The organism is Arsenicitalea aurantiaca, from assembly GCF_003994485.1.
Lineage (GTDB): Bacteria > Pseudomonadota > Alphaproteobacteria > Rhizobiales > Devosiaceae > Arsenicitalea > Arsenicitalea aurantiaca.
This window is the reverse complement of record NZ_RZNJ01000022.1, coordinates 1-261: the sequence shown is the minus strand read 5'-3', so window position 1 is coordinate 261 and position 261 is coordinate 1. Positions and strand designations below refer to the sequence as shown.

Here is a 261-nt window from a genome sequence, read left to right as displayed (position 1 = left end):
CCCCCGCAATCCTGGTTTTGGGCTTGATCTTGATTGGGTTGGCGGGGTTTTGGTGAACCGTTCGGCGGTTGAGCGTCGGGCTTTGACGATTGGTTCGCGGCGGGGGGTGAAGAAGGATCATCAGCTGGCGTGGCTTTTGAAGGCGATCAGTCTGATCGACCTGACGACGCTCAATGCCGACGATACGCCGGGGCGGGTGGAGCGGCTCTGCGCCAAGGCGCGCCAGCCGGTGCGGCGCGAGGTGCTGGCGGGGCTGGGGGT

General features: G+C 65.1%; 1 pseudogene. It reads left to right on the top strand.

The features are described from left to right. Positions 1–261, top strand: a pseudogene (locus tag EMQ25_RS17935) (deoxyribose-phosphate aldolase); the annotation flags it as partial.